This window comes from Ruegeria lacuscaerulensis (assembly GCF_013034745.1).
Lineage (GTDB): Bacteria > Pseudomonadota > Alphaproteobacteria > Rhodobacterales > Rhodobacteraceae > Ruegeria > Ruegeria lacuscaerulensis_B.
The window spans coordinates 656,200-681,842 of sequence record NZ_WQGP01000001.1 but is presented as its reverse complement, the minus strand read 5'-3'; the positions used below and the strand labels follow the sequence as shown (position 1 = coordinate 681,842).

Here is a 25,643-nt window from a genome sequence, read left to right as displayed (position 1 = left end):
CTGTCAACGGAAACTCCATCGCGATAGGAGCGCCTCATGCCCCATGCCAATCCGGCCTTCACCCGCACCGAATACGATCGCAGGCTTGCCAAGACGCGTGCGGCCATGGCTGACGCCGGATTGGACGCGCTGTTCGTACAGGACCCGTCGAACATGACGTGGCTGACCGGGTATGAGGGCTGGTCCTTTTACGTGCATCAGGGCGTCGTCGTCCTACACGATACTGATCCAATCTGGTGGGGCCGCAATCAGGACGCCAACGGCGCGCGGCGCACGGTCTGGATGAGCGATGACTGCATTCACGGCTATGCAGATAACTATGTTCAATCGACCGAGCGGCACCCGATGCAAGACCTTTCCCGCCTGATCTTGGAATGCGGCCTTGAACGCGCCCGCATCGGGGTTGAGTTGGACAATTACTATTACTCGGCCAAGGCGCATCTGACATTGGCCGCCGAATTGCCTCAGGCCACGTTGGTCGATGGCAACGCTTTGGTGAACTGGCAGCGTGCCGTGAAATCCGGTGAAGAGATCGCCTTGATGCGCAAATCTGCGCGGATTTCGGAACATGTGATTGATGGGGTGATAGAACGGATCGAACCCGGCTTGCGCAAGAACGAACTGGTGGCGCAGATTTACCATGACGCGATCTCGGGCGTGGGTGAGGATTGGGGAGACTATGCCGCCATCGTGCCCCTGCTGCCTTCGGGGCCTGATGCCGCCGCCCCGCATCTGACATGGGACGGCGCGCCATTCAAAACCGGGGAATGCACCTTCTTCGAACTCTCGGGCTGCTATCGCCGCTATCACGCACCTTTCTGCCGGTCAGTCTTTCTGGGCCAGCCCCCAGACCACCTTCAACGGGCCGAAGCCGCGCTGGTGGAGGGACTTGAGGCAGGTTTGAATGCCGCCCGTGCGGGCAATAAGGCCCGCGACATCGCCCTTGCGCTGGCCGCTCCGCTGGAACGCGCCGGAATCGAGCGCGGTGCGCGCTGCGGCTATCCGGTGGGCATCAGCTATCCGCCCGATTGGGGGGAACGCACCATATCGTTGCGCGCGGAAGACGAAACCGTGCTGGAACCCGGCATGACGTTCCACTTTATGCCCGGCCTTTGGATGGACGACTGGGGGCTTGAGATCACCGAGACCATCCTGATCACCGAAACCGGACCCGCCGAATGTCTCTGCAACCGTCCAAGAAAGCTGTTCGTGAAACCATGACCCTTCAAAGAACCAAAGACATTCTAGCCGATCTGATCGCGTTTGAGACGGTCTCGGCCGACAGCAATCTTGAGATTATCCGCTATCTGACCGACCGGCTTGAAGTCCTGGGAGCACGCTGTATCGAAACGCGCGATGCGACGGGCAAGAAGGCCAACGTCTTTGCAACACTCGGGCCTGACATACCCGGAGGTATCCTGCTGTCCGGCCATACAGATGTCGTGCCCGTGGCCGATCAGGACTGGACCTCAGACCCGTTCGAGATGATTGAACGAGATGGGCGACTGTATGGGCGGGGTACCTGCGATATGAAGGGGTTCATCGCGGCATCGCTCGCCTTTGCCGAAGCTTTGGACGTCGAAAAACTGACCCAACCGCTGCATTTCGCCTTTACCTACGACGAGGAAACCGGCTGTCTGGGCGCGCAGAATCTGGTCAATGACCTGTCCCAACGCGGCATCGTGCCCGACATTGCCATCATCGGCGAACCGACCGAAATGCGGGTGATCGAAGGCCATAAGGGTTGCTTTGAATACACCACGCGTTTTACCGGGCTGGAAGGTCACAGCTCGTCCCCGGATGACGGTGTAAACGCCGCCGAATACGCCGCGCGTTATGTGGGCAAGTTGCTTGAACTGCGCCATATTTTGAAATCGCGCGCACCGGCGGGCAGCGCGTTTGAACCCCCATGGACCACGATCAATGTCGGGTTCTTCAATAGCGGCGTCGCGCATAATGTGATCGCCAGCAAGGCCGAGATCGGCTGGGAAATGCGCCCGGTTCAGGCCAGCGACGCCGATCTCGTTAACCAGACGCTCAGCGACTACATTAACCACACGCTACTACCCGAAATGCAGGCCGTTCACCCCGAAGCCAGCATCACGCAGGACGTCGTCGCCGAAGTTCAGGGGTTGGAGCCGATGGAGGACAACGTTGCCCGCAAATTGGTGGCCGAACTGACCGGCGCCAACGGCACAGGCACTGTAGCCTTCGCCACCGAGGCCGGTCTGTTCCAGCAGCTTGGCGTTCACGCCATCGTCTGTGGGCCGGGCTCAATCACCCAAGCGCACAAGGCCGACGAATATGTCGAGATCGAACAGCTGGACCTGTGTTGCCGGATGCTGGACCGTCTCGGCCGCCGCCTGACCGCCTAGCCCGTGCCGTGCGTCCGATCATAGGCGGACCGCGCGGGCTGAACATGGGCCGCGCGGACATCCTCGCCGGGATCATAGACCTCCATCACCAGCGGATAGCAGGCGGCCACGTCTGACGAATGCTCGGATGAACAATCGCCGCCGGGACAGGCCGATAGACCCACGATCAGGTCAATCTCGGCGTAGAATTCCAGATAGTCGCCGGGGCGCACCGGGCTGGCCTTCATGAAATACTGCCCTGTGTCGCGGGTAAAGCCGGTACACATGAAGACATTCAGCACATCATGCACATGCATCTCGGCCTCGTGCAGCGGCAGGTCGCAATGATCGGCCAAGGCGCGGGTCAGGTTCGAATGGCAGCAATAGTGATAGTCGTCCCCCGACAGCAACCGTCCCGTATAAGGATCACAGCGCGTCCCGATCACGTCATGGACCGATCCTCCGTAGGCATCGAACCCATACCAGTCCAGCGTGTCTCCGACGATGGTCGCCATCGGGCGCATGTTGGGAAAGCTAGACCACATACGGTCGCCGGTGGACAAATGCGTACCGTGCAAAGCGCGGGTTTTACCCGAATAAAACCGCTCGGTCAGGTCATGTTTGTTCCACATGTTCAGATCGCCCACCTGTGGGCCATCCACCGAAAGCACGCGCAGAAAGGCCCCTGCGGGCACCTCGACACAAACTGCATCGCGCGGGGCCGCCGTCGCCTCGGCCGTTTTCTTCGCCCCCTGTCGAAGAGCCTTCAGCCCGGCGATGTCGGGTTGCGGCAAACTATCCGGCGGGTAGCAGATGACCGGAGGCAGGCTCTGACGGACGACCGCATCTACCGGTGCTGTGAAATTCGGTGCCTTCAGTTTCATGCCTGCTCTCCCTGTGTTTCCACAGGTTTAGCGCATCATCAACAGCTGCGCTATCTGCACTTATGTTATGATTGCTGTCGAAGTAGGTCGGAGAGTTTGGCGAGGCCGCAAACAACCTTAGGCAACCTGAGTGTTACCCCCCACCATCGGTTCATCATTCAGATACTTGGGTCTGATTCAGACAGATCGATGTCGCATCTGAGGATACCCAACCGCACCAAAATAGTGAATTCTGGAAAAAAAGGTCCGATTCATGCGATATTCCGGCTTTCGAGTCATCAAAGAGGCACTGACCGGCCATAAGGGCTGGAAACCGGTCTGGCGCGAGCCTGACCCAAAACCTCATTACGACGTCATCATCATTGGCGGCGGCGGTCACGGTCTTGCAACGGCGCACTACCTGTCCAAGGTCTACGGCCAGCGCAATGTGGCAGTGGTCGAGAAAGGCTGGATCGGGGGCGGCAATGTGGGGCGCAACACGACGATCGTGCGCTCGAACTACATGCTGGACGGGAATGAGCCCTTCTACGAATTCTCGCTGAAACTGTGGGAGGGGCTGGAGCAAGACGTCAACTATAACGCCATGATGAGCCAGCGCGGTATCATCAACCTGTTCCACACGGACAGCCAGCGCGACGCCTATACGCGGCGCGGCAATGCGATGATCCTGAACGGTGCTGATGCGGAACTGCTGGACGCCGACCAGGTACGGGCCGAACATCCCTATTTGAATTTCGACGACGCCCGGTTTCCCATCAAAGGCGGTCTCGTCCAGCGCCGCGCGGGCACGGCCCGCCATGACGCGGTGGCTTGGGGTTATGCGCGGTCGGCGGATTTGCACGGGGTCGACATAATCCAGAATTGCGAGGTCACGGGCCTGCGGATTGAAAATGGCACCTGCTTGGGCGTCGAAACCTCAAAAGGCTTTATCGGAGCCAGCAAAGTGGGCTGTGCGGTCGCTGGAAACTCGAGCCGCGTGATGGGCATGGCCGGGATGCGGCTGCCCATTGAAAGCCATGTGTTGCAGGCGTTTGTGTCCGAGGGGTTGAAGCCCGTTCTGCCCAGCGTCATCACCTTTGGTGCGGGCCATTTCTATGTCAGCCAATCCGACAAGGGCGGGCTGGTCTTTGGCGGCGATATCGACGGCTATAACACCTATGCCCAACGCGGCAACTTGCCCGTGGTCGAGGATGTGTGCGAGGGCGGCATGGCCCTGATGCCCATGATCGGCCGGGCGCGTTTGCTGCGGATGTGGGGCGGCGTGATGGACATGTCGATGGATGGCTCACCCATCATCGACCGCACTCCGGTTCAAGGGCTCTATTTCAACGGCGGCTGGTGCTACGGCGGGTTCAAGGCCACGCCCGCCTCGGGCTATTGCTTTGCGCATTTGCTGGCAAAAGACGAACCGCACCCCGTTGCCACCGCCTATCGCCTGGACCGGTTCCTCACTGGCCGGATGATCGACGAAAAAGGCGCGGGCAACCAGCCCAACCTGCACTAGAGGGGACCTAGGGATATGATCATCAACCACCCTCTGCTTGGGCCCCGGGATGCCTCAGAATTCACCTATCTGGGCGATGCATCCCTGATCGACCGGCCCGACGGAATGGCCGAGAATGCCGCCGACGCGTTCTATGACTATGCTTATCTGCGCGACAACCCCGCCGGTGAACACCGCGAGCTGTGGTATCACGAAGCCGGGGACCGGTCTTGGCTAGTTGTCACCCGCAACACTCTGACCCACGAGATTTCCAAGGTTGAACTGGCCCGCGATGTGGCCTGCGCGCGGGGACGTTCGAAATGACACAAGCGAACCGATTGACCGGCGGGCAGATCGACCGCAATAAGACCCTGAACTTCTACTTTGACGGGCGCAGCTATACCGCGCACCCCGGAGATACTCTGGCCTCAGCGCTGCTGGCCAACAATGTGCGACTGATCGGGCGATCGTTCAAATACCACCGCCCACGCGGGCTGCTGACGGCGGGATCCGAGGAACCCAACGGCATGGTGGAACTGCGCGCAGGCGCCCGCAAGGAACCCAACACCCGCGCCACGACGATCGAGATGTTCGACGGGTTGATCGCAAACTCGCAAAACCGTTGGCCAAGTCTTCGGTTCGATGCGCTTGCGGTGAATGACTTGTTTTCCAACTTCCTGTCGGCGGGGTTCTACTACAAAACCTTCATGTGGCCCGCTGCGTTTTGGGAGAAACTGTACGAACCTATCATACGCCGCGCTGCTGGCCTTGGCTCACTGTCGATGCAGGCGGACCCGGATGAATACGACAAGGGGTTTCGTCACTGCGATCTGCTGATCATCGGTGCCGGACCTGCGGGCCTGATGGCAGCGTTGACCGCCGGGCGTGCTGGCGCAGATGTCATACTGGCAGACGAGGATTTCACGCTGGGCGGACGCCTGAACAGCGAGACCTTCTCGGTCGGCGACCACAGCGCCCCCGACTGGACGGCACAAACCGTGGCCGAACTGTTGGCAATGCCGAACGTCCGGCTGATGCCGCGCACCACGGTGATCGGAGCGTTTGACCATGGAATCTATGGGGCGGTCGAGCGGACGGGTGATCATCTGCCCTCGCTGCCTGCTGGCAAACCGCGCCAGATCCTGTGGCGCATCTATACCCAAAAGGCCCTGCTGTGTGCCGGAGCAACCGAGCGTCCCATTGCATTTGAAAACAATGACCGCCCCGGCATCATGACCGCCAGCGCGCTGCGGACTTATGTCAATCGCTTTGCGGTGACAGCTTCGCCGCGGGTTGCGATCTTTACCAGCAATGATGACGGCCACCGTACGGCCGATGACCTGCACGCCAAGGGCGTTAAAATCGCCGCCGTGATCGATGTGCGCGAAGATGCCCCCCTCAGCTATGACTATGAGGTGCTAAAAGGCGCGCAGGTCATAAACACCAGGGGCCGTCTGGGCTTGAGCTTTGTCGAGGTCGCCTTGCCCGATGGTTCGACCCGGACACTGGATTGTGGCGCGCTGGGCGTGTCGGGCGGCTGGAACCCGAATGTCCACCTGACCTGCCACCAACGCGGACGCCCTGTTTGGAACGAAGCCCTTGCTGCTTTCGTTCCGGGAGAAAACCTACCGGTTGGAATGTCCGTCGCGGGTTCTGCCAATGGCGTCATGTCAACCCATGGCGCACTGCGCTCGGGAGCCGAAGCGGCCGCTGTCGCGCTGGACCTGACCACCCTGCCCGACCTGCCAGAAGCCGAGGACGCGCCCATTGCGCTAAAGCCGTTCTGGTATGTGCAGGGCTGCAAACGCGCATGGGTCGATCAGCAGAACGACGTGACGGTCAAGGATGTGAAGCTCAGCTATCAGGAAGGCTTCCGCTCGGTCGAGCATCTGAAACGCTATACCACGCTGGGCATGGCAACCGATCAGGGCAAGACTTCGAACATCACGGGCCTTGCGATCATGGCCGAGGTTGCGGGCAAGTCGATCCCCGAAACCGGCACAACCATTTTCCGCCCGCCCTATACCCCGGTGCCCATCGGTGCCTTCGCGGGCCGAATGACGGGCAAGGATTTCCACCCGACCCGCCTGACCCCATCGCACCATTGGGCCAAGGAGCGCGGGGCGGTGTTTGTCGAGGCTGGGAACTGGCTGCGTGCGCAGTGGTTTCCCCTGCCCGGTGAGACGCATTGGCGCGACTCCGTCGACCGTGAGGTGCGCCAAACCCGCGCCTCGGTCGGGGTATGCGATTGCACCACGCTGGGCAAGATCGACGTGCAGGGCACGGATGCTGCCGAGTTCCTCAACCGCGTCTACGCCAACGGCTTTGCCAAGCTTGCAGTGGGCAAAACGCGCTATGGGCTGATGCTGCGCGAGGATGGGATGGTCATGGATGACGGTACCGCCGCACGGCTGGCCGAGGATCATTTCGTTGTCACCACCACCACGGCGAATGCTGTAAGTGTTTATCGCCACATGGAATTCGTGCGCCAGTGCCTGTTCCCGGACATGGATGTGCAGCTGATCTCGACCACCGATGGTTGGGCGCAATACGCGGTGGCGGGACCAAATTCGCGCAAGCTTCTGCAAAAGATCGTGGACCCGGAATTCGATATTTCGAACGAGGCTTTTCCCTTCATGGCCTGCGGCAAGATCACCGTCTGTGGTGGATTACGGGCGCGGCTGTTCCGTATCTCGTTCTCGGGCGAATTGGCCTTCGAGATTGCCGTCCCGTCGCGCTATGGAGATGCGCTGATGCGGCGGTTGATGACAGAGGGCGCAGAGTTTGACGTCACCCCTTATGGCACCGAAGCGCTGAGCGTGATGCGCATCGAAAAGGGCCACCCGGTCGGCAATGAGTTGAACGGCACCACCACAGCGCTGAACCTTGGTCTGGGCAAGATGGTGTCAAAGAAGAAAGACAGCATTGGTTCTGTTCTGTCCGAGCGTGAAGCGTTGACCGCACCGGATGTGCTGAAACTGGTCGGGCTAAAGCCTGTGAATCCGCAAGACAAGATCACCGCTGGCGGCCATTTGATGAATGCGGATGAACCGGTCGATGCAGCACATGATCAGGGCTATGTGACCTCGGCGGCCTATTCGCCTAATCTGAACAGTCATATCGGGCTGGGCCTGCTGAAACGCGGCGACGCGCGGATGGGCGAGAAGATGCGCCTTGTGTCACCCCTGACCGAATTGAATGTCGAAGTCGAAATTGTCTCGGCTCATTTCGTTGACCCCGAAGGAGAACGACTGCGTGCATGATCTTGTTGCAATAACCGCCCTCGGCGGGGCCGCGCCACGCGTGGATACGGTCGGTTCGGTCACATGTTCTGAAGTCCCAGATGTGGCGTTGGCCTCAGTCACTGCCCGGTTGGGGCACGAGGCTGCAACGCAGGATGAGGTGGCGCGGCTTATCGGAACCGTAACACCGACCGTGCAGCGTTTTGCCGGAGACCCTGTGACCGCCTTCTGGTCCGGCCCGGACCAATGGATGATCGAAGCCCCCTTCTCCACCCACGAAGACCTTGCCGCCTACGTCAAGACCGCCGTCGGAATCGTCGCTTCTGTCACTGAGCAGACGGATGCCTGGGCGCGGTTCGACTTGCAGGGCGACGGGATCAACGCGGTTCTGGAATTGCTATGCCAACTAGACCTACGTCAGTTTCAGTCCGGTCACGTCGCGCGGGGCGCAGTTCATCACATCGGGTGTTTCATCCTGTGCCGCAGCGCCGACCATGTCAGCCTTTATGGTCCCAGATCATCGGCCGGATCGCTGCACCATGCGGTTCTGGCGGCCATGCGTTCGGCCCATTAAGACAATCAGATCGAAGGCAACGGCGCGTTGTCCTCGACCCGGAACCGGTTGATCCGGCGACGGTCCTCTGCAGGACTTAGCCCAAAGGCCGCTTTGTAGTGCGATACCAACGGCGTGACCGAGCTGTACCCGACTGCAACGGCAATCTGTGCAATCGGGTCTTTCGTATACATAACCATCTGGCGCGCGGCTTTCATGCGCATAGACCGATAGTAGTGGCTTGGGCTTTGACCCGTCGCCTGTTTGAAAGCTCGCTCGATCTGGCGGGGCGTGACCCTCATCTGCCCGGCAACTTCTGCAATCGAGATCGGTTCGCTCAGATGGCCGGCAAATAGCTCAACGCTACGCGCAACCAACGGGGGCAGTTGATCACCTGAACCAGGTGCAGTTGTGTCCGGAACTTTTTGACGCACCCCTGCGCCTCGCATCATCGGGTGCTGAAACCAGCAGGCGACCTCATGCGCGATCTCGCTGCCAAGACGGTCTGAAATCAAGTGCAACGCCAGATCAAATCCAGCGGCCGCGCCCGCGGCGGTCCAGCGCGTATCGGTGCGCACAATCACTTCACTGCGCGCGTCTATGTCGGGAAACTCAGCCTCGAACGCCGCTTCATAACACCAATGAACCGAGACCGGCTGATCCACCATCGCGCCCGAGCGAACAAGGGGGAATACGCCTCCGCTAATGCCGCCGAGGACAGTGCCGTGCCGACCAAATCCACGTAACGCGCCGTTTCCAGTGCGCGGATCGGCAAACCCGGATGTCGGACTGCTGAGCAGAAACAGGATGTCGATATCCTTGCACCCTGTCAGGGCTAGCGCGGCTTCAAACCCCACACCCGCACTGGATTGAACCTTTTGCCCACGCTCGGACACAAGCACCCATCCAAAGGCTTGCTTCCCGGCGATTTCATTGGCCGCCCGAAGCGGTTCGATGACGGAGGTCAGGCAGGCCATCGGAAAGCCGTCAAACAGCAGAAATCCGATCGTGATCCTGTTTTCCTCATGCATCCGGGGATCCTAGCAGAAATGCAGCCCTAAGAGCGAATTCCAAACATGCTGCCCATCCGTTCCCGACGACGCTGCATGGACTTGCGAAATGCCCAGTCGCTGAACAAGGCCAGCGGAAACAAGACACGTTCGCCCAAACCATCAATCACCACCAATTTGCCGCCGCGTTCTTCGGCCCGCACTATGTTTTCGTGGCTCATGTCGCCGACGATGATCCGCCCCCGTTCCAGGTCGTCTAGCAACTCCATGAACTCTTCCCCAAGGCGTTTGCGTCCAGCGGGATCCTCTTTGAGCGACATCCATTCCTTGTAGACTGTCGGCGCCAGATCTCCATCTGGTCCCGTCATTTTCTCGACAACAAGCGCTGGCCCCAATGAGGTCGGTGCATAGCCCATGAAATGTGCCAGACGTTCAATCTCGGGGCAACCGCGATGCAGCGCGGCCAAATATTCGTTGGCTTCGCGGTTCCATTGGCGCAGGTTGCCATAGCGCCATTCCGCATAGCGCGGAATCCAATGATCACGTACAGGAACATCCGCGCGGACTTTTAACAAGGCATCCTGCCGATCGGGGTGCTGAAAGATCAGGTAATTCCGGCTTTTGCGCAATGGGGTGTGGTCAGTCAGGTCAATCATTTGGATCCGATACCTAAAGGGGGCGCGCCATGGCCGACGGCCGCATAAACTGGCACCTTGCGTCAGGGTCATAAATCCTTCGCCCTGCGGTTACAAATGTGTTTTTACCGTCGACCGGACAGAGACGGAGATTCAGCGCAACGCAATCTCGAACCTGCCATAACCGCCGTCAGACTATGGCCCGACTGGCGGACTCGGCAGCAGGACAAATGCCACGGTGCCATCCGTTTCGACTAAAGATGTATGCGTCCAGCCCAGCGGATCAAATGGCGGGGTGGCATCCGTACACTCGTCTGGTGTCGTGTCGCACGATACAACCTCTGCCCCAGTCAGATATTCCAACCGCAGACGCAATCCGCGATCAAACTGAATGAACGCCTCGCGCGCGCCTTCCAATCCGTAGTAGCTACCATAAAGCTGCACACGGTTCATCCCGTCTGGGATCTCATCCGCCAAAGTCCGCGTTGTTTTTTGCCAAAGAGGAAAGGTGCCGTAGGTGATGCGTCCGAATTGGATTGTTGCGATCAACAGAACACACATGATCACAATGCGCGCGACGCTGGCCAACCGGGTGGATGTGTTCGTAAGAATAAACACCGACATTGTCAGGGTGTAACCGAACAAAATCCAGTTCCAACCAAGTGCCCGAAACGGAACCTTAAGACCTGATGTCAGCGTTTTGGCGAACAAAGGGCCACAACCGGCGAGAACCGCGACCAGTACAATCGTTGCCACATAACGCTGACGCCGAAACAGGTAAAGCCACGAGACCGCGAAGAGCGATACCAAAAACACCCCGTTGGACAAAGACCCGCTGCCGACGCGATGCAAGTTTTCGTACAGGTGCAGTTTAAGCTTTTGATAGTTCAATGCCAGATCGCTTATCGACTTGACCTCGGTCGGGTCGCGCCATTCGGCCACCGGAATGTCGAACACTCCGTGATGCAGGAAGTTCAACGAGTAGACCACACCGAAGGCCAATGCGAGGCTCGCAAAAAAAACCACCAGTGTTACGCCCGCACTGACATAGGTTTGCGGCGCCTTTCGGGACAGCAAAACAAGGCTCAACATCATGAACGGGTACGTGGTGTAGGCCATAAACGACAATGGCACCGCCACGATCAGCAACAGAACTGACGCCCGATGGGACAGAAAAACTACGGCCAGTGAAAACAGCGCTAGTACCCAGATACCGGGTAGCAAAGTGTTGAACCAGAACGATATCAGAAAAGCCGGCCGCGACAACGCGACGAACAATGCCATGACGCACAGGAACCACGCAGGCATGGAGCGCCCCAGGACTATGATCGCGGTGCATGCAGAAAAGATCGACCAACCCAGAAGGTACAATGCAAAATTGACCGGTGCAGGCCAGAGGAACGGTCGAAACTGCCACCAGAAATTTAGCCAGCGCCCCTCATCCAGCGCTTTGCTATAAGCCATGTCGAAATGGCCCAGCAAGGCGGGAAAGTCGTCATGACGGACAAATGGATCGCTCAGAAATGGCCCATAGGTCGCCATCAGAGTTCCGAGGCAAAGCAGCGTCAGCCAGAAAACCAGCGTTATATCCGAACGCGCGGTCATCAGTTGCTCCGATGAGACCGTGCGACAATTGAAGCGCGGGCTTGCGCGATTGCGGTGACCGTACGCAATGGCAGTCGCCGGACAATCATCTTTCGCAAGTTCCAACCGATGGTTCCAACCTCACGCAGCGCTCCGGGTGCAACCTTTGTTGCCAAAACCTCTGGCGGTAAGGACGCTGCTGCAGCCGCATTGGCGTAAAGCACACTGTTGTAGCGGTACCAGGGCTCGATTGCCCCGTCGGAAAACAGTTTTGGGCGCAGGCAATCGTAGGCCGTGTACCCCTGCGTTTCGAACAGCCCTTGCCAGAACGATAAAGGTTGCTCGTTGATATGGAACTCTCCGCCCTGCCCCGGGACCGCCGCCGAGAACAACACAAGGTCGCTATGGGCTGTCAGGCTTTGCACAAGACTGGACGAGGCCTCATGCGGCAGATGCTCACCGACTTCTAAAGATTGGGCCAGACCAAAACGCCGCCCAAGATCGACGGGCTGAGTTAGGTCCTTTCCAAAAAAAGCATCCGGTGAAATGGCCAGACGCTCACGATCAACATAGTCTCCGTCTACACCGGCGATATCCGGGCATCCCGCCGCGGACCATTCCGACAGCCAGACACCTCGGCCACAGCCGAAATCGACAACACTGTCTGGCTTGACCCATGTCTGAAGACAACGGATCAGCCGGACAGCGGATTCGCGGGCTCCGCGGTCGATATAATCAAAGAACTCGTTTGAATAGATGTGAGACATAGCTGCTCTTTCAAAGTGACTTTTCTTCGCGGTAGACCCAAAGCCGCAGGATCACAAAATTTATGACAGGCAGGACGATGACTACTAGTCCGGCGGTGACCGGTTGAGACAGTCCAAACCGAGGCCCCAAAACACCTGTAATGGTTGATGAAACGACAAGTCCGATGCCGATCATGCACAAGAACCGACCAAACTGAGCCGGCGCCATGACGGGCTTGCCGAAGGTCCAGACAGACTGACCTATATACTGGATCAAGATCGCGGTTCCAAAAGCCAGCGCATTGGCAATCCAAGGTGAGCCGACAAGCCGCAACAGCCCCAGATAGGTCAGGAAATAGTAGACAGCCACGCCTGTACCAACGACCGCAAAGCGGAATATGCGACGTGTATCGGTCATGCCTGCTTTGATACGTCCCTAACCGAGACATCCGTGGATTGCCCGACATGTTCATCGACAAAATACAACGGGCGGCCCTTGGCCTCGACATAAAGGCGACCAAGATACTCGCCGATGATGCCGAGCGTCAGCAGTTGAATGCCCGAGAAGAAGCTGATCACCAGAACGGTCGAGGCCCAACCAGCCACAGTGTTATAAAGGATTAGGGACCAGAACACATAAACGGCCATCAAGGCCGCAATGATCAGGGTCAGAAAGGCAAGGCGCGTGGCGATTTGCAGGGGCTTAATCGAAAAGCTGGACAGAGCGTCAAAGGCCAGCCTAATCATTTTGGACATCGGATATTTAGTCTCACCGGCCACGCGGGGGTCGCGGATGTATTCAATGCCAATCTGGCGAAACCCGACCCAGGCAAACATGCCGCGAATGAACCGAGATCGCTCGGGCATGCTCAAAACCGCATCCAGCGCGCGGCGACTGACCAGCCGGAAATCGCCCGTATCATTCGGGATCGGAACATCGGACAGGCGATTCAGTAAGCGGTAAAACCCGTGCGCGGTCATCTTCTTGAACCAGCTTTCGCCCTTGCGCTCACTACGCCGACCATAGACCACATCATACCCACGATCCATCATCGCCATCATATCCGACAGCAATTCCGGCGGATCCTGCAAGTCCGCGTCCAGCATGAAAATCCGCTCGCCTTTGGCTGCCATCAGACCTGCGGTCAGTGCTACCTGATGTCCGCGATTGGTCGACAACTTCAAGCCGCGCACACATGAATGTCGATCCGCCTGTGCGCAAATGCCGTCCCAGGTCTTGTCCGTTGAGCCGTCATCAACCAGCACGATCTCAACCTCCGAGGCCCAGGCCCTGGTCGCAGCGATCAGACGGTCCACCAACATGGGAAGAGAGTCCTCTTCGTTCATGCAAGGGACGACAACAGACAATAACATCTAACCTCCGCAGGCAAATTGCCCTACTCGTTTTATGCACATCCCAACCCCGCCATGCGAGGCCGGTCAACTCCTAGTTTTCGGATCCTTACCCTTGATATCTCAAGCCGAAACGACCGCTAATCCAAACACGCCAGATTTCAGCCTGTAGTTACCGATCTGTCACATTGCCGTTTCGGACTACACAACGATGTCCCGATGCCCGACTGATATGGCAGCATTGCGCCCAACTTGCGACAAAAGCGGTTATTTATCTGAAGCGGTCAAACTATGCGACGTTCAGACAACAAACCAGCAAGCACGCGACCAAAGGTCCAAGGAGAAATTCGCCTCGGGCTAAGACAGTCTGGGGGTATATCTGAGGTTCGAGAATTGAGGGATTGTGGCGGAGAGACAGGGATTCGAACCCTGGAGACGGTTTCCCGCCTACACACTTTCCAGGCGTGCGCCTTCGACCACTCGGCCACCTCTCCGTGCGGGCGATATTTGGACTATCGCTTGGGGATTTGCAAGGCCCGATTAGAGCGTTTTTTTCGCTTTGCGGAAAGGGTCGCGAAACCCGTCAAGGCTCGTCCCCGTCCCCGCCTGGCAGGTCAACCTCGGTCATCTCGATCGGCGTGGATGCGGGCGCAGACGCCTGTGCCGCGCTGTCCTGGGCGGGATCCGCCACACGCAAGGTTTCGGGATTGCGCAGCCAGACGTCGCGTTGGGCAAACGGGATTTCGATACCTTCTTCGACAAACCGGCGGTTGATTTCGTGGTTCATGTCCGACTTCACGGACAGCATCCAGTTGACGTCTCGAAGGATAGCCCGGATTTCAAAATCCAGCGAGTCTGCGCCAAACCCCTGAAACACCACATTGGGGGCCGGATTAGCCAAAACCATGGGATGCGCATTGGCAATCTCGCCCAGGATCGCCTCGACCCGGCGGGTATCGGTGCCATAAGCGACCCCGACCGGCACGATCACTCGCCCGACCGTGTTGCCGCGCGTATAGTTCGTCACCACACCGCTGATCAGGTCCGAGTTCGGCACAATCACATCGGATCGGTCGAACGTCTCGATCCGTGTCGAACGGACCGAGATATCGCGCACATAGCCCATCATCCCGTTAACATCGATCCAGTCGCCTTTCGAGATCGGACGCTCGACAAGCAGGATGATACCCGAGACAAAGTTAGACACGATGGTCTGCAAGCCAAAGCCGATACCGACCGACAGCGCACCAGCAACAATCGCCAGCGAGGACAAGTCGAACCCAGCCACCATAATGGCGCAGAGCGCCGCCAGGAAAATTCCGACATAGCCTGTCCCGGCGACGATCGCGTTCTGGCCACCGGGGTCAATCTTGGTCTTGGGCAGCAGGGAACTGCGTAGCCCCCCTTGCAGCATTCGGGTCAGGCCAAAGCCCATCAGGAAGACGATCAGGAAGGTAAAGAAATTCTTCGGTGAAATCGTCACGCCACCGATGTCAAAACCCAGCAGGATGCGGGACCAGACCTCGAGTAAGTCGGTTTCGCGAGCGCCCCAGTAGATCGCCAGAACTGGCAACGCAAAGATCGCCATCGCGAACCCGATCAAGACCGCAAAAAGCGAATCTTTCGCCGCCTCGCCCTGCCCCGAAATCCAGCCATAAACGGCCGTCAGGAAACGTTGGAAGATGACCAGTGCCCCAATCAGGACCAGTGATTTAACCGCAGGATAGACAATCGCTTCGGCGGCATTCGTATAGCCGATGACAGCCAGAATTGGGCTGGCTATACCCAACAGGAACAATGCCCGGCGGAGAAACTCGATCAACTGGGTCAAACCCGTACCCCGAGCCAGCGACCCATCATCAGCATCCAGCGGGGCTTCGGTGCTTCGGATCTGTCGCACGCGTAACAGGACCAGTGCGGTCACAATGGTGACGGGGAACCCGACAACAGCGCGCGTCGCATCCGAGATATTCTCGATCTGCTCGAATAGGTCTACCAGCTCATGCAGGATCAAAAGCACGGCCAGAACGTCCAAATAGACCCGCAACTCAGCCACGCGCTTGGCGGTCAGACGTTTAAACCCCTGTGCTTCTTGCAGCACATAGACTTGCCGCCCGATCCAGTCGAAATAGAAAATGATCGCAGCCCAATATGGCACGTTTTGCAGCAGCAATGTGCCGCGAAAGCCGGGAAGTCCGGACATGACAATGGCCTTGACGACCAGCCAGACCCCCAGCCAGGGTAAAAGAATGCGCAGCAGCGATGTCAGAAAGGTCCACACCCCACTGCCCTGCCCGCCGAACTGCCGCATGTAGTTTCCGGCCACCTCGGACCAGTGCTTGCCGAAGAACAGCAAAACCCCGGCAACTGTCACCAGAAGGGCGATACCCAGCCCCTGATCGCGCAGATTTTCATGCACGGCATCCGTGCCAAAGTTTCGACGCGCCTCGTTAAAGAGGCTTTGACCTGCTTCGCGAAGATCGGTCCATGCCGGCCCCCAATACACGGGATTGACCGGCGACGGTCCCCGCTCCAACAGCTCTTTGGTCTGCCGGGTCCGCAAGAGCTGGTCGATTTCGGTGATCAGGCCATTGGCGCGGCTGAACGCCTCTTCCGAAATGATCTGCGGGACCCGAAGCGTATTCAGCTGTTCTTCCAAATGGGCCCGCAGAGCGGCAATGTCATCGGGCTCGGTCGCGTCACCTTCGGGTTTGGGACCCAGCGCCTTGATTTGCGCATCAAGCGTCTGGATACGCTCGGTATTCGCGCCGCGTGCTCGGTTGAAGTCATCGCGGTACGTATGAATTTCCGCACGCAGATTCTCGAGCGCTGCGTTCGAGGCGCGATCCGCTTCGATCACGGTCTCGGCTCGGTCCGCTGTTTTGACCCAGCCCTGATAATACTCGCTCTGTCTGTCCGAAAGCTGCGCGACCGCTGGGCCACACAGAACCGCTATACAAACCGAGACAAGCGCCAGGAACAGGCGGACCTGTCGCAACATCACACGTCCTCGAACACGCCGGGAATGCTGCGTGGGGCTTCGGTCATCCAATCGGGTACCGGCAGTTCTTTTTCGCGCAGGAATTCCGGGTTGAACAGTTTGGACTGATAGCGTGTGCCGTAGTCGCACAAGATCGTCACGATCGTATGGCCCGGCCCAAGGTCCTTGGCCAGACGCACTGCACCTGCCATGTTGATCGCGGTCGAACCGCCCATAACCAGTCCTTCTTCGCGCAGCAGATCGAAGATGAGTGGCAGCGCCTCATTATCGGTCATCTGATAGGCGTAATCGGGCTTGAACCCCTCGAGGTTCTTGGTGATGCGCACCTGACCGATGCCTTCGGCGATCGAGCTGCCCTCCATCGCGATCTCACCGGTGGTGTAGTAGGAATAAAGCCCCGCACCCATCGGATCGACGAGGCCAATTTTAACGCCCTTTGGCTGCAATGCATCAGCGACGCCAGCCAGCGTCCCGCCGGAACCCACGGCGCAGACAAAGCCATCGACTTTGCCGCCGGTCTGTTCCCAGATCTCAGGCCCGGTGGTTTCCACATGCGCCTGACGGTTGGCCACGTTGTCAAACTGATTGGCCCAGATGGCGCCATTGGGTTCGGTCTGCGCCAGTTCCTCGGCCAGACGGCGCGAGTAATGCACGAAGTTGTTGGGGTTGCGATAGGGCGCGGCAGGCACCTGCACCAGTTGCGCACCGGCCAGACGCAGCATGTCCTTTTTCTCTTCGGACTGGGTTTCCGGGATCACGATTACAGTCTTGAACCCCATCGAGGCCCCGACCAGCGCCAGACCGATCCCGGTGTTCCCGGCGGTGCCTTCGACGATCGTGCCACCAGGTTTCAATTCACCCCGCGCGATGGCGTCCCGAATGATATAGAGCGCGGCGCGGTCTTTGACCGACTGGCCGGGGTTCATGAACTCGGCCTTCCCCAGAATTTCGCACCCGGTTTCCTCGCTGATGCGCTTCAATCGGATAAGTGGTGTTTTTCCGACTGCGTCGGCAAGGTCTTTCGCAATGCGCATGGCGCCCTCATTTCACTACGGATCAAGGCAGATTTACAGTTGCCGCGCGCCAACCACAAGCGGCGATCCTCAGGCGCGCAAACGGTTTCGGTGCCGCGCAAGCCAATGGGCCAGCGCCAGCAAAGGCAAATCTTTGAACCCATGCGCATCGACACGATCCATGAAATCGACAAATGGCAGGATTTGGCTTCGGATATCTTCTCCTTCCGAGGCCAGCCCACCGCCTTGAACTGTCAGTTCCAGATCCGCCAGACCCACGTAAAGGTGAATGTATTCGGTCGATGACCCGCTCGAGGAATAGGCCCCGCCCGCATATTCCAGCGACTGCAGGACCACGCCCGCTTCCTCTTGCGCTTCGCGGCGGGCGGCGTGTTCGGGCGTTTCACCCGGGTCGATCATCCCTGCGACGGGTTCCCACATCCAGGGCTCGGGATCGTCGATAATGAAAACCGGCGGGCGAAATTGTTCAACCAGCAAGACCACATCGCGCGCCGGGTCATAGGGCAGAACCACAACAGCGCTGCCTTGCATCAGGCTGCTACGTTGTAGAACCGGCCCCATCGTGCCGTCATGTTGCCTGTGTTGCAACGCGACCTCTTCCATTCCGAAGTAGTTCACATGAGCATACCGGTGGTTATGCAAGACCACATCCTTGGTAACATCACGCAGGTCCCCTGTCCCGCGCTGACGCGCGGCGATTTTTGCCCATGCCCGTGTTCGAAGTGCCGGAAAGCTTCTGGCCAGCGTGGCCGCGTCGATCTTGCCGAAATAGCCCATCACCTCATGCGCGGCGGTTACGGAAATATCGCCCCAACGATCAACCCAATCTCGCAATTCCCAAAGCTTCGTCGGGGTCCAGAGACCCGGATCGGGGAAGTACACATCCGCCTGCACGCTGGCACCTTCCACTGTCTCAACCCGAAGTGGGCGCAGTTCGCAGTCAAATCCACCCTCATAAAAATTGAGCCGCTCAAGGTCGTTCTGAGACAGATTCTGAACCAGCAATCCTTCCGCATACGAGCCATTTTCTGACAGGATCATCGGAAACGCCTGATCTTTGACCCCATAAACCGCGTGGTCGCTCAGTCTGGCCTCGGACAGTTTCATTTCAGATGCGGGGCGATCCAGCACAAGCTCGAGCAAAAGCAGGTGTTGCAGCGTGCCGTAGAAAAACAGGTCAGTCACGGATCAAGTCTCGTATTCGGTCGGGAATTACCGCCAGCGACGGCTGGCTTCTTCTGTGGCAAGACCCGCGACCAACGCACCGATCGCCAACGTCCACAGTATTTCTGGGGTCAGCAACTGCTGCCCAAATTCGACACTGATCTGAAAAATGGCCAGCAAAGCCTCGAACGGGCCATCATAGCGGTGACGCATGGCCAGCCGGATCATTTCATTGCAGCCCTGAACAAACAGGCCCCAGAACACCAGAGCCGCCATCCCGGTCAGGCCGTTGTTCACACCGGCTGTCCACCCGCGGCCCGCACGTTTGCCCATGACTTTCCAGCCACAGATGACCCCAAGCAACATGTTGACATAGGTGAACCAGCCGTAATCCTTCCCCTCTTCGCCGTTCTCGATCACCATGCTGGAGACGAGAAAAGCCACAACCAATAAGCAGGTTGCAGCGACAAGACGAGACGCGGTGGGCATTGTAAGGGTCCGTTGTTTAACTCGGTTTTGCTATTGTGATCTGTGTCACATCGCAATTACCCGTGTCAAAGGCCGCGCCACATGCGGTCAAATAATAATTCCACATGCGGCGAAAACGCTCATCAAAACCCATCTGAGCGATATCGTCCCATTTATCGTTGAACGTGTCATACCAACGTCGCAGTGTCAGATCGTAACTTTTGCCAAATTCCCTTGATTTGACCACGGTCAAACCCGCTTGAGTCACCTGATCCTTTAGCACGGACGGCGCGGGCAGCATCCCACCCGGGAAGATATATTTTTGAATGAAATCAACACCATTGCGGTAGACGTCCCAGCGATGGTCGGCGACAGTGATGATCTGCAACGTGGCCTGCGCGCCTGGTTTGAGCCTTTCGCGGACGGTTTCAAAATAAATCGGCCAGTATTTCTCACCCACCGCTTCGAACATCTCGATCGAGGCGATGCCATCATACTGCCCACGCTCGTCCCGGTAGTCCTGCAATTTGAATTCTACAAGATCAGAAAGACCAGCTTTCTCAATACGTTCTTGCGCAAACTTCAACTGCTCTTGGCTGATGGTCAGCCCTGTGACCCGCAAGCCACGCTCTTTCGCGGCATATTCAGCGAAGCCACCCCAGCCACATCCGATTTCAAGGATATGATCGCCGGGTTTTGCCCCCATCTCGTCGACAAGGCTGGCATATTTTGCCGTCTGCGCCTTCTCCAGACTTTCCTGTCCGGTTTCGAACAATGCGCTGGAATAAGTCATCGTATCGTCCAGCCATGCGGAGTAAAAATCATTACCCAAATCATAGTGATACGAGATGTTCTTCTTGGCCTGCTTGCGGCTGTTTCCGTTTAGCCAGAACCGCAAACGCTCATAAGCCTGCACCAGAAACTTGCCGGTGAAATCGTCGTAAACCGTTTCGGTGCCCAGATGCACCAGGTCCATAAACGAGCGCAGGTCTGGCGTGCTCCAGTCACCTTCCAGATAGGCGTCCGAGAACCCAAGCTCACCTTCACGCACTAGTCGGGCAAAAACGTCGGGGTTATGGATATCTACCTGCGCGATTGGTCCGGGCTTGGCCCCTTCGGTGCGAAACACGCGGCCATCAGGCAGCACAATGTCCAGGCGACCGGACTCCATCTTTCGCAACATCTTCGTCACTTGCGTGAAGTATCGTGGCAGGTTTTCTTGCCCATCTGTCGTTGTCAGGATCATCCGCTCTCCCCTATGCGGTTGTTGGCGTAGGCTAGGCCGAGTTTGTGTTTCTGGCAAGTTTTCAGTTCCTTACTGGTTCTTGTAGCGTTCATAGGCCGCCAGCGCGCGCCTGCGCCCGTCGCCCAATTCGACAACGGGTTGAGGGTAGCCGTCATCTGGGGCCAGCCCCCAAGCGCGCGGGATGGCCTCAAAATAGGCCAGCGCGGTGTCGGGCGGATTGGCTTGTCCTTCAGCGATCCACCGCCGGACATATTCGCCGTCTGGGTCAAACTTTTCTTGCTGCGTGACCGGGTTGAACACTCTAAAGAACGGAGACGCATCCGGCCCCGATCCGGCCACCCATTGCCAGCCCATCGCATTGGCGGCGATGTCCCAGTCAATCAGGCAATCCTCGAACCACCGCATCCCGATTTTCCAATGTGTCATCAGATGCTTGGTCAGGTAGCTTGCCACGATCATACGCGCGCGGTTGTGCATCCGTCCCGTCACATACATCTCACGCAGACCGGCATCCACCACTGGTATACCTGTTCGGGCCCGCGTCCAGGCCAGAACCTCGGGTTGGTCAGTGCGCGTTTGCCATGGAAACTGATCCCATTCGGGCTTCCAGTTCTGATATGTGATATGCGGCCAGTGAAACATCAGGTGATAGGCGAACTCGCGCCAGACAAGCTGACGCAGATAGGCATCCGAGCCCGACACCCCGTTCAGGGCAGCATTCTGTACCGCGTGCCAAATACGCCGAGGGCTGATCTCTCCCAGCGACAGGTATTCGGACAGGGTTGAGGTCCCCTCGGACGCCAGCAGGTCGCGGTTTCGGGAATAGTCAGGCAGACGATTCAAGAACCCTTGCAATACGACCAGTGCCGCAGTTTCGCCCGGCTGTACGAAGGGTTTTACGACCTGCGCGCCCCGGTTCATCGCAGCACCCAAACGCCATGAGGACAAATCTTCGGACGCGGGCCAGTGCACCGGAGGCGTCAATCGAGTCGGCGCGGCCAACGGTTGTGGAACCGCCCGACCCTGAACAGCCCGCCACATTGGAGTAAACACGCGAAACGGCTGACCCGTTTTGGTGGCCACGTTCCAAGGCTCGAACAACAAAGGGCCAGGGAAGGATTTGGCTTCAACCCCTTGGTCCTTAAGGGCAGATTTTAGCTGGGTATCGCGCGAAATGGCATCCGGGTCATAGGCGCGCGACCAATAGACGGCCGAAGCCCCAGTTTCGGCGACAACGTCTTGCAATACTTGCAACGCGATGCCCTTGCGCAGGATCAGACGGCTTCCGGCCTTGCCGAGGGCGCTCTGAAAAGCCTCAATCCCCAGACCCAGCCGCCATTTCGGCGCAGCACCCAGCTTGTCCGTCAGATCATCGCAGATGAACAGCGGGATGACGGGCCGACCGGTGGCGGCGGCCGCGCTTAGCGCTGGGTGATCTGACAGGCGCAAGTCCCGCCGGAACCACATGATGATCGCAGATTGCTGTTCCATAACCGCCCAGATGTTTTTCCCATTTTACGGGAGTGGACGGGAACTGGATCACAAAACGGCGTCAAGTGCATTCAATAATTGATCAATTTCCTGTTGCGATGTGTAGTGCGTAAAGCTGACCCGCAACACGCCCTGCGCCGGATCGACCCCCATCGCCTGCAACGGACGCCCGGCGTAGAAATCGCCTCCACCCGCCATAATCCCGTGTGTGGCCAATTCACCCGCCACCTCTTCCGCATTTCGGTTCAACGCCAAAGCAACCGTGGGTGCGCGCTTTTCTGCATCAGCGGTGCCAATCAAGCGCACAGCATTGCGGTTTGACACCGCATCCAGCAACGGCTGCAGCAATGACACCTCGTGCTTACGCATCAGATCATGCACGAACGCTCCACGCTGAGTGTCGGACCCGTCGGGACCACCGTGATGAACGCTGAGTGCGGCGATATAATCCGCCATGCCAGCACTGGCCGCGATCTGCGCATGATCGGGTCCGGCAGGCGTGAACCGCTTATACAGCACATCGCCGTTGAAAAAATGCGCCTGGTTGGGCAGCGTCTGCCCCAATTTTCGCCGGACCACCATACATCCTTGATGCGGACCATAAGTTTTATAGGCTGAAAACAGATAGATATCCGCCCCCAGCTCATCCACATTCGGAAGGCCGTGCGGCGCGTAGGACACCCCATCAACACAGACAAACGCACCCGCTGCATGCGCAATAGCGGTTATCTCGGCCACCGGATTGATCTCACCAACTACGTTCGAGCAATGGGGGAAACAGACCAGACGCACCTTGTCGTCCAGCAGGTTTGCCAGATCCTGCGGGTCAAGCGAGCCGGTCTCGGGGTCGATTTGCCACTCCCTGACCTCAATCCCATCCTCGGCCAAGCGCCGCCACGGGCCGGAATTGGCCTCATGGTCCTGATTGGTGACGATGATCGCTTCACCCGGCTGCATCCACTGCCGAAATGCCTGCGCCATGACATAAGTGTTCTGCGTGGTCGAAGGGCCAAAGCTTAACTCATCGGTGTCGACGCCCAGAATAGCCGCCAAGCGCCGACGCGCCTCGTCCATCTCGGCGCCCGCTAGACGACTGGCCTCATAGGGCGCATAGGGTTGTACTTTGCGTTCGGTATAGTAGCGAAACAGCCGGTCCAGCACGGGCTTGCATGTGTAAGACCCACCGGCGTTTTCGAAAAAGGCCTGGCCTTGCAGAGATGGTTCGGAAAAGGCGGGAAACTGCGCGCGGACAAAGTCTATATCCAAAGTGCTCATGGCACGGAACTCCTTGATCATGCAGGTCAATCTTTTAAGGGACCGGGCATGATTCCGGCCTCTTCGGACATCATGGCAGGTCTTCCAGCCGAGCCGCCGCAGCCGCGACGACAGCCCCAGCACAGGCAAGGACGCGGCCAAACTGCCCAGACCGACCAATCCCGTCAAGCGCCCGAACAAAAAAAGCCGGGCGCGATGGCCCGGCTTTTGTCACATATGGGTGAAGGCTTAGCCCTGAACCTTGGTATAAGTCCCTTCACCGGCAAGGATTCCCCGGAAGCCGCCTGGTTCGTCCAGACCAAACACGATGAGCGGCAGGTTGTTGTCTCGCGCCAACGCAATGGCCGAGGCGTCCATGACCCGCAACCGTTTTGCCAGCACGTCATCGTAGGTGACTGTGTCGTAGCGCACCGCGTCCGCATGTTCTTTGGGGTCTTTGTCATAGACACCGTCCACGCCGTTCTTCCCCATGAAGATCGCCTCGCAAGCCATTTCATTTGCTCGCAAAGTAGCCGCAGTGTCGGTGGTGAAATAAGGGTTCCCGGTCCCGGCGGCAAAGATGCAGACCCGCTTTTTCTCAAGGTGCCGTACAGCACGGCGACGGATATAAGGCTCGCACACCTCGTCCATGCGAATGGCTGAGATCACACGGGTGAACACCCCGATCTCTTCCAACGCGGATTGCATCCCCAGCGCGTTCATCACCGTGGCCAGCATCCCCATATAGTCCGCCGTCGTCCGCTCCATCCCCTGCGCCGAGCCGCTGAGGCCCCGGAAAATATTGCCGCCGCCGATCACCATGCAGATCTCAACACCCAGATCATGCACCGATTTGACCTCTTGCGCGATACGCTGGACGGTCGGCGGATGCAGGCCAAACCCCTGGTCGCCCATCAGCGCCTCGCCAGAGATCTTCAGCATCACGCGACTGTATTTGGTTTTCGGGGTATCGATGTCTGGGGAAAGGGTCATGTTGCGCTCCGGGCTGGCACGGGTTTAATTCCGGCGCAAAATGAAGCAAAACCGCGACAGGTTCAATGCGGATCATGAGGAACAAGGCAGCCCCGATGGCCAAAACAGATACATCGCCAGTTTGGGACCGCCTGCCCCCTATCCCAGACGATAAACCCGTACTGATTGCGGGGCCGACAGCGTCAGGTAAATCCGAACTTGCACTTCGGATCGCCGAAGAATTTGGCGGCATCATCATCAATGCAGATGCCAGTCAGGTGTATGACTGCTGGCAGGTGATCTCGGCCCGCCCCTCGACTGAGGATGAGGCCCGCGCGCCGCATCTGCTCTATGGTCATGTCGCGTATGATCAGGATTATTCGACCGGCCATTGGCTGCGCGAGGTCACACCCTTGCTGACCGGCCCACAACGCCCGATTATTGTTGGGGGCACGGGGCTGTATTTCTCGGCCTTGACCGAGGGCATGGCTGAAATACCCGCTACTCCGCCAGAAATACGTGCCGAGGGCGACCAGCTTGACCTGCAAACGCTGAGCAAGGGTGTGGATGCCGAAACTCTGGCCCGGTTGGACCGGCAAAACCGCGCCCGCGTCCAGCGCGCTTGGGAAGTGCAGCGCGCCACCGGACGCAGCCTGCGGGACTGGCAAGCTGATACTCCGCCGCCTATTCTGAGCCCGGACGACACGGTGCCGATCGTATTTGACGTGGACAAACAATGGCTTCTGGATAGGATCAATCGCCGTTTCGATCTGATGCTAGATACAGGCGCTTTGAATGAAGTCGAGGCGATGCGATCCCTCTACGACCCCTCTCTTCCCGCCTTCAAGGCCATCGGTGTCCCCGAGCTTATGTCATATCTTGTCGGCCAGCTTTCCCTGGATGCCGCCCGAGATCGCGCCACGATCTCGACCCGCCAGTTCGCCAAACGACAACGCACCTGGTTTCGTGCACGGATGAAAAACTGGATTCACGTTGATTTCTCAAAGTGATACTAGCGCAACTTGCCACCGCGATAGACGGCAAGAATTACGCGCCATCGATGATCCGAATCCCTTGTGTTAATGGGAACCCGCCAGGCATCTTGAGCCAGGACACGATCCCGTATTTCCAGGCTGCGACCCTCCACAATGTCGCTTTTGTCTCCTGAA

General features: G+C 58.3%; 22 protein-coding genes and 1 tRNA gene. 7 read left to right on the top strand and 16 right to left on the bottom strand.

Translation table 11 applies throughout. The annotated features are described in order from the left end of the window. Positions 1-36 precede the first annotated feature (36 nt). A complete protein-coding gene (locus GOV79_RS03325; protein ID WP_170788587.1) occupies positions 37-1,221 on the top strand; it encodes a M24 family metallopeptidase in 1,185 nt (394 codons plus the stop codon). After that, on the top strand, positions 1,179-2,375 hold the full coding sequence (gene argE / locus GOV79_RS03320) for an acetylornithine deacetylase (RefSeq protein WP_408015509.1): 1,197 nt from the start codon (positions 1,179-1,181) through the stop codon (positions 2,373-2,375). The genes GOV79_RS03325 and argE overlap by 43 nt, the downstream gene beginning before the upstream one ends. On the opposite strand, the gene GOV79_RS03315 is transcribed toward argE, so the two are convergent. Beyond that, positions 2,372-3,238 (bottom strand): urea carboxylase-associated family protein, encoded by an 867-nt coding sequence (locus GOV79_RS03315; protein WP_170788586.1) that lies wholly within the window; start codon positions 3,236-3,238, stop codon positions 2,372-2,374. The two genes, argE and GOV79_RS03315, sit on opposite strands and share 4 nt — an antisense overlap. A 253-nt stretch (positions 3,239-3,491) precedes the next feature. Here GOV79_RS03315 and GOV79_RS03310 point away from each other — a divergent pair, with 253 nt between their 5' ends. The 4 genes from GOV79_RS03310 to GOV79_RS03295 are packed head-to-tail and all read left to right on the top strand — an operon-like array spanning position 3,492 to position 8,537. Beyond that, positions 3,492-4,742, top strand: a complete 1,251-nt coding sequence (locus GOV79_RS03310) for a sarcosine oxidase subunit beta family protein (protein WP_170788585.1) — start codon at positions 3,492-3,494, stop codon at positions 4,740-4,742. Between the two features lie 15 nt (positions 4,743-4,757). Continuing rightward, complete coding sequence (locus GOV79_RS03305) at positions 4,758-5,045, top strand: sarcosine oxidase subunit delta (protein ID WP_170788584.1); 288 nt, start codon at positions 4,758-4,760, stop codon at positions 5,043-5,045. Beyond that, complete coding sequence (locus GOV79_RS03300) at positions 5,042-7,984, top strand: sarcosine oxidase subunit alpha family protein (RefSeq protein ID WP_170788583.1); 2,943 nt, start codon at positions 5,042-5,044, stop codon at positions 7,982-7,984. Before GOV79_RS03305 ends, GOV79_RS03300 begins: the two co-directional genes overlap by 4 nt. Next, positions 7,977-8,537: a sarcosine oxidase subunit gamma gene (locus GOV79_RS03295; RefSeq protein ID WP_170788582.1), complete on the top strand. Its 561-nt coding sequence runs from the start codon at positions 7,977-7,979 to the stop codon at positions 8,535-8,537. The genes GOV79_RS03300 and GOV79_RS03295 overlap by 8 nt, the downstream gene beginning before the upstream one ends. A gap of 5 nt (positions 8,538-8,542) precedes the next feature. Here the strand turns inward: GOV79_RS03295 and GOV79_RS03290 are convergent, their stop codons facing one another. From GOV79_RS03290 to pyrH, 15 genes are all read right to left on the bottom strand, one after another. Continuing rightward, positions 8,543-9,547: a GlxA family transcriptional regulator gene (locus GOV79_RS03290; protein ID WP_170788581.1), complete on the bottom strand. Its 1,005-nt coding sequence runs from the start codon at positions 9,545-9,547 to the stop codon at positions 8,543-8,545. 26 nt (positions 9,548-9,573) lie between these two features. Beyond that, positions 9,574-10,182, bottom strand: a complete 609-nt coding sequence (locus GOV79_RS03285; RefSeq protein WP_170788580.1) for a YrbL family protein — start codon at positions 10,180-10,182, stop codon at positions 9,574-9,576. Between the two features lie 174 nt (positions 10,183-10,356). Then, entirely contained in the window at positions 10,357-11,766 is a 1,410-nt protein-coding gene (locus GOV79_RS03280; protein WP_170788579.1) for a hypothetical protein, read from the bottom strand. After that, positions 11,766-12,512: a methyltransferase domain-containing protein gene (locus tag GOV79_RS03275; protein WP_170788578.1), complete on the bottom strand. Its 747-nt coding sequence runs from the start codon at positions 12,510-12,512 to the stop codon at positions 11,766-11,768. The genes GOV79_RS03280 and GOV79_RS03275 overlap by 1 nt, the downstream gene beginning before the upstream one ends. A gap of 10 nt (positions 12,513-12,522) precedes the next feature. Continuing rightward, positions 12,523-12,909: a GtrA family protein gene (locus tag GOV79_RS03270; RefSeq protein ID WP_170769552.1), complete on the bottom strand. Its 387-nt coding sequence runs from the start codon at positions 12,907-12,909 to the stop codon at positions 12,523-12,525. Beyond that, positions 12,906-13,865 (bottom strand): glycosyltransferase family 2 protein, encoded by a 960-nt coding sequence (locus tag GOV79_RS03265; protein ID WP_170788577.1) that lies wholly within the window; start codon positions 13,863-13,865, stop codon positions 12,906-12,908. Before GOV79_RS03265 ends, GOV79_RS03270 begins: the two co-directional genes overlap by 4 nt. A 383-nt stretch (positions 13,866-14,248) precedes the next feature. Further along, positions 14,249-14,338, bottom strand: a tRNA-Ser gene (locus GOV79_RS03260). 89 nt (positions 14,339-14,427) lie between these two features. Next, positions 14,428-16,845, bottom strand: coding sequence for a DUF3772 domain-containing protein (locus tag GOV79_RS03255; protein ID WP_170788576.1), 2,418 nt, complete (start codon positions 16,843-16,845; stop codon positions 14,428-14,430). After that, entirely contained in the window at positions 16,845-17,879 is a 1,035-nt protein-coding gene (locus GOV79_RS03250) for a cysteine synthase A (RefSeq protein ID WP_170788575.1), read from the bottom strand. Before GOV79_RS03250 ends, GOV79_RS03255 begins: the two co-directional genes overlap by 1 nt. A 69-nt stretch (positions 17,880-17,948) precedes the next feature. Beyond that, positions 17,949-19,064 carry an NUDIX domain-containing protein gene (locus tag GOV79_RS03245; RefSeq protein WP_170788574.1) on the bottom strand — a complete coding sequence of 372 codons (1,116 nt, stop codon included), beginning with the start codon at positions 19,062-19,064 and terminating at the stop codon, positions 17,949-17,951. Positions 19,065-19,091: 27 nt separating this feature from the next. Then, positions 19,092-19,532, bottom strand: a complete 441-nt coding sequence (locus GOV79_RS03240; protein WP_170788573.1) for a TrgA family protein — start codon at positions 19,530-19,532, stop codon at positions 19,092-19,094. A gap of 16 nt (positions 19,533-19,548) precedes the next feature. Then, on the bottom strand, positions 19,549-20,757 hold the full coding sequence (locus tag GOV79_RS03235; RefSeq protein ID WP_170769546.1) for an SAM-dependent methyltransferase: 1,209 nt from the start codon (positions 20,755-20,757) through the stop codon (positions 19,549-19,551). Between the two features lie 69 nt (positions 20,758-20,826). Next, entirely contained in the window at positions 20,827-22,248 is a 1,422-nt protein-coding gene (locus GOV79_RS03230) for a cryptochrome/photolyase family protein (protein ID WP_170788572.1), read from the bottom strand. A 48-nt stretch (positions 22,249-22,296) separates the two neighbouring features. Beyond that, positions 22,297-23,523 (bottom strand): aminotransferase class V-fold PLP-dependent enzyme, encoded by a 1,227-nt coding sequence (locus GOV79_RS03225; RefSeq protein ID WP_170788571.1) that lies wholly within the window; start codon positions 23,521-23,523, stop codon positions 22,297-22,299. Between the two features lie 228 nt (positions 23,524-23,751). Next, entirely contained in the window at positions 23,752-24,495 is a 744-nt protein-coding gene (gene pyrH, locus GOV79_RS03220; RefSeq protein WP_170769543.1) for a UMP kinase, read from the bottom strand. A 95-nt stretch (positions 24,496-24,590) separates the two neighbouring features. On the opposite strand from pyrH, the gene miaA reads away from it, so the two are divergent. Then, positions 24,591-25,484 (top strand): tRNA (adenosine(37)-N6)-dimethylallyltransferase MiaA, encoded by an 894-nt coding sequence (gene miaA / locus GOV79_RS03215; RefSeq protein WP_170788570.1) that lies wholly within the window; start codon positions 24,591-24,593, stop codon positions 25,482-25,484. The last annotated feature ends 159 nt before the right edge of the window (positions 25,485-25,643 follow it).